The organism is Providencia sp. CIM-Carb-044, assembly GCF_033901115.1.
Classification (GTDB): domain Bacteria; phylum Pseudomonadota; class Gammaproteobacteria; order Enterobacterales; family Enterobacteriaceae; genus Providencia; species Providencia hangzhouensis.
In genome coordinates this window covers 41,386-52,354 of record NZ_JAXADV010000015.1, presented here as the reverse complement: position 1 = coordinate 52,354, position 10,969 = coordinate 41,386, and the positions used below count along the sequence as shown (strand labels likewise).

10 protein-coding genes are annotated in these 10,969 nt (G+C 37.7%); 6 read left to right on the top strand and 4 right to left on the bottom strand.

Going from position 1 to position 10,969, the window contains the following annotated elements; translation table 11 throughout:
* The first annotated feature begins 249 nt into the window (after positions 1–249).
* Together SJ312_RS20265 and SJ312_RS20260 are read left to right on the top strand one after the other, a co-directional pair.
* Positions 250–2,301 (top strand): hypothetical protein, encoded by a 2,052-nt coding sequence (locus tag SJ312_RS20265; RefSeq protein ID WP_319868283.1) that lies wholly within the window; start codon positions 250–252, stop codon positions 2,299–2,301.
* A gap of 303 nt (positions 2,302–2,604) precedes the next feature.
* A complete protein-coding gene (locus tag SJ312_RS20260) occupies positions 2,605–3,231 on the top strand; it encodes a hypothetical protein (protein ID WP_319868282.1) in 627 nt (208 codons plus the stop codon).
* 72 nt (positions 3,232–3,303) lie between these two features.
* On the opposite strand, the gene SJ312_RS20255 is transcribed toward SJ312_RS20260, so the two are convergent.
* Both SJ312_RS20255 and tctD read right to left on the bottom strand, forming a co-directional pair.
* On the bottom strand, positions 3,304–4,731 hold the full coding sequence (locus SJ312_RS20255; protein WP_319868281.1) for a sensor histidine kinase: 1,428 nt from the start codon (positions 4,729–4,731) through the stop codon (positions 3,304–3,306).
* Complete coding sequence (gene tctD / locus SJ312_RS20250) at positions 4,728–5,396, bottom strand: transcriptional regulator TctD (protein ID WP_004257247.1); 669 nt, start codon at positions 5,394–5,396, stop codon at positions 4,728–4,730. Before tctD ends, SJ312_RS20255 begins: the two co-directional genes overlap by 4 nt.
* A 309-nt stretch (positions 5,397–5,705) precedes the next feature.
* Between tctD and SJ312_RS20245 the strand changes: the two genes are divergently transcribed.
* Genes SJ312_RS20245 through SJ312_RS20235 form a run of 3 tightly spaced genes read left to right on the top strand, consistent with a single transcriptional unit; the run spans position 5,706 to position 8,643 of the window.
* Positions 5,706–6,680: a Bug family tripartite tricarboxylate transporter substrate binding protein gene (locus SJ312_RS20245; protein WP_004257243.1), complete on the top strand. Its 975-nt coding sequence runs from the start codon at positions 5,706–5,708 to the stop codon at positions 6,678–6,680.
* Between the two features lie 11 nt (positions 6,681–6,691).
* On the top strand, positions 6,692–7,123 hold the full coding sequence (locus tag SJ312_RS20240) for a tripartite tricarboxylate transporter TctB family protein (RefSeq protein ID WP_094962691.1): 432 nt from the start codon (positions 6,692–6,694) through the stop codon (positions 7,121–7,123).
* A gap of 11 nt (positions 7,124–7,134) precedes the next feature.
* On the top strand, positions 7,135–8,643 hold the full coding sequence (locus tag SJ312_RS20235) for a tripartite tricarboxylate transporter permease (RefSeq protein WP_153673963.1): 1,509 nt from the start codon (positions 7,135–7,137) through the stop codon (positions 8,641–8,643).
* 61 nt (positions 8,644–8,704) lie between these two features.
* Here SJ312_RS20235 and SJ312_RS20230 read toward each other — a convergent pair whose 3' ends face one another.
* Entirely contained in the window at positions 8,705–8,968 is a 264-nt protein-coding gene (locus SJ312_RS20230; RefSeq protein ID WP_153673962.1) for a hypothetical protein, read from the bottom strand.
* A gap of 183 nt (positions 8,969–9,151) precedes the next feature.
* Between SJ312_RS20230 and SJ312_RS20225 the strand changes: the two genes are divergently transcribed.
* Entirely contained in the window at positions 9,152–9,613 is a 462-nt protein-coding gene (locus SJ312_RS20225) for a hypothetical protein (RefSeq protein WP_153673961.1), read from the top strand.
* Positions 9,614–9,665: 52 nt separating this feature from the next.
* Here the strand turns inward: SJ312_RS20225 and fabB are convergent, their stop codons facing one another.
* A complete protein-coding gene (gene fabB, locus SJ312_RS20220; protein ID WP_112307558.1) occupies positions 9,666–10,880 on the bottom strand; it encodes a beta-ketoacyl-ACP synthase I in 1,215 nt (404 codons plus the stop codon).
* Between the last annotated feature and the right edge of the window lie 89 nt (positions 10,881–10,969).

Genomic DNA, 10,969 nt, shown 5'->3' with positions numbered 1-10,969 from the left:
TGAATTATAAAGGCGCTAACTTTCTTTAGCGCCTTAACCTATCTACAATTATCATTTTTATATCTAAATAAAACAATATCATTCCCTCCACTTATGAGATTGCTAAAAATTTCATTGCTAATAATTTAAATTATACTAATCGCATTTTTATATAAAATAAAAATTAGTCTACTTCTTATTGTTAGATTATATTTTATTGGCATCTGTATATATGCAAATTTCAATAACCATTAACACGGAGTGTTTACTATGAGTTCTACATTTAATAAAAATCAGATATCGCTGGCAAATATAGATAGTAAAAATATATTTAAGGAAATAGACTATTCAACAATCTTATCAGTTAGTAAAAAACCACCGACAAATACCATTTACTTAGAAAAGACATATCAAAGTGTTAGCGATAATCTAGACAAAAATAGTACAGCCATTTGTCATTTACTTGCTAAAATTGATAAATTAAAACATAAATTTAAGATAGAAGGATCTGATGAATTGTCTGATTTAAATCAGATTGAATCTATGCTTCACGAACAAGACAAAAATCAAGAAAAAAATTTCGAAAAATTACAAGAATTACATAGTAAACATACAAATAAGCAAGGCTATTATACGATCCCTGAAAATTCAGAATCTATTCTTTTCAATAAATCCAATTTAGTTAATGAATATAACGCTGATTTATTCAGTTTTATGCTTGGTTTACGACATAATAAGAAAGGCCATTTTGTTTCACCTAGTGTAATTTTATATCAAAAAAACCCTATTATTCTAAACACGATAAGAGTCGATCTTAATAAAATTAACGAAGGCCTTAAGAATAGTTATGATTTATCCCAAGAATACCTATATAAAACAGTCGAGAATATGAAGATTAGAGTTAATCATATGCAAAGAACATTAGGATTAGATTCAAATATAACCAATTTATACATAAATGCTAAGAAAAGTCAAAATAATATAGAACAGCTACTAAGAGAACTTAACAGCAATAGCTTAATGCATTTCAACAGCAATAATACCGTCGATGGCTTAATGAAACACACGACAGAGTTAAATACTCAATATACAAAAATTAAAGATTTGCATAACGTTTTTGACCAAATAAAAAGTTCTGAATACTTAGATGGCATTCATATCCTATTTAAACAATATAAAGACACTCAAATTAACTATCAGGAGAGCGACTACCAAAACAATAAAGAATTTAAATTATTAACTGAATTAAACCTGTCAATTAAATACTTAAAAAACTTAAAAACCAATATTAAAGAAAAATTTAAAAACCACAAAGTATCAGCTTTTGACTTGTTCAAACTTGACTACAATAAGCAAGAAAAATATCAAAAAAATATTGATGAAAAGTTAGAAGAATTATTCAATAAAATTGAGTCACGTATCAACATAGAAATAAAAAAAGAAGCAGGTTTATATTACAACCAGTCCACATATTCAATCAATAGATCCCAGCTAGAAAAAGACATATTAAATTTAAAAGAAAGTTTAGCTAGTTATATTATTGAGAGCAGGATATTGACTCATGAGAAGGAAACTCATAATTTTATTGAAGAATTAACAACTCAGTTTCATGATGAATTGCTTAGAGCAAAAACACTCGAGAAGTTTGTTAATTTAGAATTAAACAATCACCTTCACCAATTTAATCCTCCAAGTAAAATAGTCTCTTATACTAATAACTTTGGTGATAAAAAAAATAACATATATATGCTAGCAGTAGAAAAAAAACTATTAAAAAATGAATTAAATAATTTAATTTCTAACATTCATATAAAGATCCCTTTAAAATCAACTTCGTCTGCTGTTGGTGAAGATGCATATTATCAAACAGTTAAAGGAAAAATGTATACATTATTAGACTTAACTGAACAGTTAGGGAGTTTAACTAAAATGTACAGTTCAAAAGAACACTCAGAGATACTAGAATATATCAATGATATTCATTCTTTAGAAAAACAAATTGTCCAGACAGAAAAAGAGATTTCTCAATATATTTATACTCATTCAGAAAATAAAGACAAAAAATCAATTTCTTCAGAAATAACACCATTAATTATTGAAATCATGAATAAAAAATCAAAAATAATGTCAATTGAAACTCGCATTAACGAGGGAGCTGATGAAGTCAATTTCACTGATGGTAATGGAAATAATAAAGACTTTGAATCCTTATTATCATCTATCATGGCTGAATTTCCACAAGACACAATAATTAGCAGCGATGTATACGACCAACCATTGCATAACAAATCAATACCTGTATTTATCCCATTACGGGATTAACACGTATTTTTATTTTCACTAGATTTGTATTTTACTATTATTGAAACCACCTACTGAATTAGGTGGTTTCTGTTATCATGGCGCTTGGCTGGCTTTAAATGCGATTCTAACCAATAATCCATTAAGTAATTTACTTTTTAATAATTGAGGTTCAGAACCATGATAGCTAGCAATATTTCAAATGATATCAACAATACTTCCATACCAAATAAAAATTAGTCACCTCATTTTAAGTAGGTTATATTAATTAACTACGACCACAGTAATGAAACATTTAAAAATTATTAACATGGAGTGTTTACTATGATTTCAAATTTAACCCTAAATACGAACCAAGAGTTACAACAAAGTGAAAACAATATCAATATATCTGAGGTTTTACGTGAGAAAGAATATCTAATCGCAGTAAGAGATGACTTTATTTCTAACGTATATAATTATGTCCCATTAAAATCTGTCACATCTAATGTCAGCGAGGAAACCTATTGTCAAACGATTAAAGATGCATTGCTAGATATCACTAATCAACGCTTACAATTAAACAAAATACAAAAATTGAAATCAGAATCTGTTGATACTACATATTTACAAGAAGAAAAACTTGCTAGTGCAAAAAATGATCTAGTGACATACATTCAAGAGCACTCAGAAAATAAAGATTCAAATTTGATTTCCCAAGACATATCGGCTTTGCTTGATGAAATATACAACACAAATTTAAAAATAGAATCAATCGAGACATTTATTAATGAAGTAAAAAATGACACAGCACTAGCTATAGCTAATATATTTCTTAATGAAGACAATAAGTTAGATTCAGAATCATTATTATCATCCTCAATAGCAAGCCTCGAACAAAACACAATAACCTGTGATTTTAAACACGAACCTTCAAATAACACGCTATCGCAGATATTAATATCAATGTGAAACTAAACGTATCTAGCTTTTACTGCGTTTAGACTTTGTCACCAGAGAAACGCCTTAGTAAGGGCGTTTTTCTTACCACGGCGCTTGGCTAGCTTTAAATGCGATTCTAACCAATAATCCATTAAGTAATTTACCTTTTAATAATTGAGGTTCAGAACCATGATAGCTAGCAATATCTTTCACAAGCGCCAGCCCAAGGCCAGCGCCTTCCTTACCTAACGCATTATTTAAACGAGTAAAGGCTTCCATAGAACGGTTAATTTTCGCATCTGGGATCCCAGGACCAGAGTCTTCAACCTCTAAGACCCAATGAAGATGGTCATCACTGCTGACCACTCGAACGGTGACCACCCCATTTGCAGGCGTGTATTTAATCGCATTATCAATTAAATTTGCACACATCTCAGCTAATAAGATAGGCTCGCCTTTAATCCATGCCGTTTCCGCACCTTCATAACCTAAGTCAATATTTTGGCTTTCAGCTTGAGATAGCCGAGTAAAACACGCTTGGTGAACAATTTCCACTAGATTTATGGCTCGATACTGCGTAATCGATTCTTTTTCATGGGCTTTTAACCGCGATAGCTGCAAAAGCCTATCCGTCAAAATGATCGTATCATCGAGAGTTTTATCAATAGCTTGTAAACTTTGTTGCCGTTGACTTTCGTCTGCACTATTAATGGCAACCGAAACTTGGGTTTTTAGTACGGTTAAAGGTGTTTTTAATTGGTGAGATGCATCTGCACTAAAGCGTTCTTGTCGTCTAACCATCCGCTTTAGGCGAGAAATATAACGGTTTAATGCATCAATTAATGGCGATAAATCCGACCACGGCAGTAAATCTGGCAAGGGTGTTAAATCATTGGCAGAACGGCCTAACATTAAGTGAGATAATCTTTTCAACGGTGCCAGCAGCTTACTAAGTAGAATATAGGCAAGCACCATGGTTAAAAGTACCACTGTACCTTGGCTCATCAAGGCAGAAATTAATAATTGATTAGCGAGATCTTGCCGCGAATAGACCGTTTCCGCAACACGAATTTCAACCATCCCAGTGATGCCACCTTCATTAATCGGTTGATAAAACGCAGCAATACGAATAGGTAAACCTTTATACTGTGCATCATAAAAATAAACTAGCGCAGTATAGTGCTGTGAACGCATCCAATAAGGGGGAATTGGCGGTAAGTCGTCATAACCAGAGATAGTTTCACCGTCAGGAGAGATAACTTGATAAAAAATTCGGTCATTATTATTTAGTTCGAAACTATCGAGCACCACATAAGGCACATTCACCGAGAGATGCCCATCTACCACTTGTAAGCGTTCTGCAACTGTTCGAGCTGAAGCTAGTAACGTTCGATCATAGGCTAAATTTGCAGCATTTTTTGCACTGTAATAGTGGGTATAAACCGAAAAACTCCCCAACAAAATGAGGGGGATACCGAAAAAGAGCAGTAACTGATGAAAGAGAGAGCGTGGATGAGCGACTAATTTCATACACTACACTGCTCTAATCGGTATCCCAATCCGCGTAAGGTATTGATGTTAACATCCGAACCGGCAAGTTTTTTTCTTACACGGTGAACATATAACTCAATACTTTGTAAATTGGCTTCATCTGACAGCGAAAATACCTGTTCAAATAATTGCATTTTAGAAACAGGTCGACCTCGTCGATGAAATAGGGTGTTTAACACCGCATATTCCCTTGGTGTTAAGCCTAGCGGCTCTTCGCCTAATAAAAAATAACCGTCCTCATGGTAACTAAGTAAACCAAACTGTTGTGACTCATTAACTTGCCCTTGGCTACGCCGTAATAAAGCACGAAGACGCGCTTCTAATTCCGCAATATCAAAAGGTTTCGTCAGGTAGTCATCAGCCCCTGCATTTAACCCTTGTACACGGTCGGCTACGTCGGAATTCGCCGTTAGTAACAAGACGGGGGTTTCTTGATGCCGTTTGCGCATTTGCGCCAATACCTCAAGCCCACTCATTCTCGGAAGTGATACATCTAACACGACTAATTCATAGCGTTCAGTTTGTAATAGCTGGTCTGCTATCGCACCATCACTAGCAAGGTCAACCGCAAACCCAGATGACGATAAGGCCTTCTGTAACCATAATGACAACTCGTCATGATCTTCAACCAATAAAATTCTCATTCCGCATACTCATTATAATTATTTATCAGTATACGTTGGCATTCCATTGAATGAATGGAAAGCAAATGTGCACATTTTTACTGTGTCCATCACAACTATTGCTAACAAACACTATTAACGTGATTAATTTAACATTAAATTAACATAACAAAAAAGTAAAAATACAAAACAATCTGATATATATCACATAAAAATAATAATATTTGTTAATGAAAGGTAAATGAAAGCTTCATCGGGCGATGATGCCATACCAGCACAACAAGCAGTAATAATATATACCTCTAATTATTGTCTTAGTAAGGAAAAATAATGAAAAAATTCACCCAGACGGCCTTAGCAACAGCAATATTTTTAGTTGGCATCAATCAAGCAAACGCCCTACCCGAACGTACCGAATGTATTGCCCCCGCCAAACCCGGAGGTGGTTTTGATTTAACCTGTAAATTAGTACAAGTGTCTCTTCTGGAAACCAAAGAAATTGAAAAACCAATGCGAGTGACCTACATGCCAGGCGGTATTGGTGCCGTTGCTTATAACGCCATTGTCGCACAACGTCCTGCAGAACCCGGCACCATTGTTGCTTTCTCAGGAGGTTCCTTACTCAATCTCGCACAGGGAAAATTTGGTCGTTATAACGAAAACGATGTTCGCTGGCTCGCCAGTGTGGGAAGCGACTACGGTATGATAGCCGTACGTGCCGACTCACCTTATAAAACCCTGAAAGATTTAATGGATACCTTCAAAAAAGATCCTAACAGCATCGTATTTGGTGCGGGAGGGTCTATTGGCAGCCAAGATTGGATGAAAACGGCCTTATTAGCCAAAGCCATTGATATCGACCCACGAAAAATGCGTTATGTGGCCTTTGAAGGCGGCGGTGAAACCTTAACTGCATTACTGGGCAACCATATTCAAGTCCTTTCAGGGGATATCAGTGAAATGACGCCATATATCAATGAAGGTAAAATTCGTATCCTTGCTGTCTACTCAGACAAACGCCTTGGGGATGGTTTATCAGATATCCCAACAGCAAAAGAACAAGGGTATGACATTGTTTGGCCAATCATTCGTGGTTTCTATATGGGGCCGAAAGTCTCCGATGCTGACTATAACCAATGGGTCGAAGCCTTCCAAAAATTACAACAAACCGACGAATTCAAAAAACAACGTGAACTGCGTGGTTTATTTGAATACAACTTAACCGGGCAAGAACTCGATAGCTATGTCAAAAAAGAAATCGAGCAATATCGTGAACAAGCCCGTGCCTTCGGTTTAGCCAAATAACGGAGTGAACGATGAGCCAACGCATATTTGCCATAGTTTGGCTAATACTGTGTGCTATCGGAATTTATATTGGTTGGGGGATCCAAAGTGAATTTAGTTATGAACCACTGGGCCCCCGCCCTTTTCCGGTTGTCATACTCTCCTTAATGGCGCTTTGTGCCCTTGCCTTATTATTTGGCAAGCAAGAAGCCGTTGAGTGGCCAAAACCCTATGTATTACGTCGTTTAGTTTTATTAGTTGTTGCACTTGTTATTTATGCATGGGCCTTTGAATGGTTAGGGTTCCCGATTGCAACCAGCTTACTCACCATCAGTATCGCCCTGCTATTTGGTGCGACACCTATCGCCGCGATTATTTCGGGCCCGGTCTTAGGTATCTTTTTGTTCTATGCCTTTGATAAATGGCTAGATGTAACCTTGCCTATTGGCAGCCTGCTAAGTTAAGGAGCGAAATCATGGAAACTTGGATGTATCTATCGCAAGGTTTCGAGGTCGCACTAGTTCCTCAAAATATCTTGATCGCCTTAATTGGCTGTTTTATCGGTACAATCGTGGGTATGCTTCCCGGCCTTGGCCCAATTAATGGTGTCGCTATTTTGTTACCATTGGCCTTTGCCCTGAAATTACCCGCCGAGTCCGCATTAATCTTACTCGCCACGGTTTATTTAGGCTGTGAATATGGCGGACGCATATCATCAATCTTACTTAATGTCCCCGGCGATGCCGCAGCAATCATGACCACGCTAGATGGTTATCCTATGGCAAAACAGGGAAAAGGTGGCGTTGCGCTCTCTATTTCCGCGGTCAGTTCATTTATTGGTTCAACGATTGCAATTGTAGGGATAATACTATTCGCTCCTTTGCTTGCCCAATGGTCACTCGCCTTTGGTCCTGCCGAATATTTTGCCTTAATGGTTTTTGCCATTGCCTGCTTAGGTAGCATGATGAGCCAAAACCCAATCAAATCACTATTGGCTGCATTAATTGGTTTATCACTCGCCACTGTGGGAGTGGATGCCAACTCTGGGGAATACCGCTTTACCTTTGATAGCGTACATTTATCGGATGGCGTGCAATTTATCGTCGTGGTTATTGGTTTATTTTCTGTTAGTGAAATTTTATTGATGCTCGAAGGCACTGCCACAGGCCAAGGGCTGATCCGTAAAACTGGTAGAATGCTATTTAACCGTAAAGAGGCCAAAGCTTGCGCAGGCCCTGCATTACGCTCTTCATTTATTGGTTTCTTTGTTGGGGTATTACCGGGAGCGGGAGCTACCATTGCCAGCGCCATCACTTATATGACGGAAAAGAAAATCAGTGGTGAAAAAGGCGATTTCGGTAATGGCGATGTCCGAGGGGTAGCCGCGCCTGAAGCCGCCAATAATGCCTCTGCGTGTGGGTCATTTATTCCTATGTTAACTCTTGGCGTTCCGGGCTCGGGAACAACAGCAGTAATGATGGGTGCCCTAACGCTCTATAATATCACCCCAGGCCCTGGTATGTTTACAGAGCAACCGGATATTGTGTGGGGGTTAATTGCAGCTCTGTTGATTGCTAACGTGGTTTTGCTCATCATGAATATTCCGTTAATTGGCTTATTCACGCGTATGCTAACCGTTCCGTTATGGTTTTTAGTCCCTGCTATTGCTTGCATTTCTGCTGTCGGGGTATATGCCGTTCATAGTACGACGTTTGATTTGTTACTCATGATGGGGCTAGGCGTATTTGGGTTTATATTACGCAAAATGAACTTCCCACTTTCACCATTAATTTTAGGGTTTGTACTGGGTGAAATGTTAGAACAAAATTTACGCCGTTCATTATCCATCAGTAATGGTAATTTCGATATTCTTTGGAGCAGTACGATTTCCCAAAGTTTATTAATTCTAGCGGTATTAGTGCTAATTTTGCCACCAATTATAAAGCGTATTCGTAAACGTAAACAACCCACTGTCTTATCGTAATTAAGTGTTCATATAATCTCTGTAAAACTTTGCCCCAGTGTGATTTTGGGGCATTTTTTTATTAATCAGTAGAAAATTTTATATAACGAAGTAAAACCACATTGTTATCATGAGCTCCTTCACCATAATAGACATTCTTTGATGGTGAACTAATGGTAGTACTTGGCCGTTTTGGTGCATTTCTATGTAGTGGAAATGGATTTTCAATATTATGTATTTTGCTAATCAATCTACTAAATTTACTGCGGATATAACGAGATAATGCCGCACCTAAAATTTTAAAGTCCTGTTTCCAAATAGCCGTATGAAACCTTGTTACACTCATATGATTTCCTCTAATCAACTAAACATTGAGTCAATATCATGTCACTATTTTAGGCAGAAAAATTTAATAAAATGACGAATACTCATTCAATCATTAATAAACCACGGATTCAGATAATGACGATGTATTGAATAACCTCAATCAATTATCTTAGCCATCTCATTTATTAAAACATAAAACACAATGTTCGATAGATTACTTTTTGTCCTTTTTAATATCCAGCCAAAACCGTTAGCATATACTCGCACTATTGATGTCCATGGTGACTGTTACACTATCCATAGTCAGAAACCTGTCACTATCACGGAAAAAGACAGTGGTTATATCCAAATAAAAGCATTGGGTAAAATGCATATTTTTTGTGGGGAAATGTTGCTTATCAGCGTAAAGAAAAATACCACGCTGGTGACTATTGGCTGGGCGAAAGATAAAAGCCAAATATTTGAAGTGCGTAAAAATGTGAAAGAAACTGCATATCGAGTGAATTCAAATAATTCGAGTTCAAGCTACACGCCCCCTTATTATGACAGTTCATCCAGTGATAATAATCACCGCTCAAGCAACCATTATTGTTCTAATGATAATTCAAGTTCAGATTGCTCATCGTCCGATTCAGGAGGCGGGGACGGCGGAAGTGGTGATTAAAAAAAACGAGAACCGAAGTTCTCGCTTATTTAATACGTTAGCCTAATACAAATTATGCTTTGTATTTGCTCATCACTAATGTGGCATTAGTTCCACCGAAACCAAAACTGTTAGACATGACTGTTTCCAGCGCTTGTTCGGTTGGTTTAGTCACGATATTCAAGCCAGCAGCTTTCTCATCTAGGTTTTCGACGTTAATGCTTGGCGCAATAAAGCCGTGTTCTAACATCAGTAAGCTATAAATTGCTTCGTGAACACCCGCAGCACCTAATGAGTGACCACTCATTGCTTTCGTTGCTGAAATTGCTGGAGAGTTGCTACCAAATACTTCTTGGATAGCTTCTAACTCTTTGGTGTCACCTACTGGTGTTGACGTACCGTGAGTATTGATATAATCAATTTTATCAACGCCTTGCATCGCCATTTGCATACAGCGCACCGCACCTTCTCCTGATGGAGCAACCATGTCTGCGCCATCTGAGGTCGCACCATAGCCCACAATTTCAGCGTAGATATGTGCACCACGCGCTAACGCATGCTCTAATTCCTCAACAACGACGATACCGCCGCCACCTGCAATAACGAAACCATCACGGTCTTTATCGTAAGTTCTTGATGCTTTGTCTGGCGTCTCATTGTATTTAGTCGACAATGCGCCCATTGCGTCAAACTCACAGGTCATTTCCCAGCTCAGTTCTTCACCGCCACCAGCAAAAACCACATCCTGTTTGCCTAATTGAATTAACTCAACCGCATGGCCAATACAGTGCGCTGATGTTGAACAAGCAGAACTGATGGAGTAGTTCACACCTTTGATTTTAAATGGCGTTGCTAAACAAGCAGAAATACCCGATGCCATTGCACGAGTCACCATGTATGGGCCCACACCACGCAAACCTTTAGCACGCATACCGTCAGAACCAGCAACTTGGTTGCGTGGAGAACCACCACCAGAGCCAACAACGATACCTGTACGTAAATTTGAAACTTGTTCTTCTGTTAAACCTGAATCCGCAATCGCTTGTTCCATTGATAAATAAGCATAGGCGGAGCAATCACTCATAAAACGGAAAATTTTGCGGTCGATTAAATCTTTTGGGTCTAAATTTTTAACATTACCCCAGACATGGCTACGCAGCCCTGCCTCTTTGAATTCTTCTGAGAAAGTGATCCCGGAACGACCTTCCTTCAGAGAAGCCAGTACTTCTTCCTGGTTATTACCAAGGCTGGAAACAATACCTAGACCAGTGATGACTGCACGCTTCATTCGTTACCTCATGTCTATAATTATATGATTGCGGGATTACAGGTTGTCACTTTAGCTTACACTTGTACGCTGAACAAGTCCGATCAGGG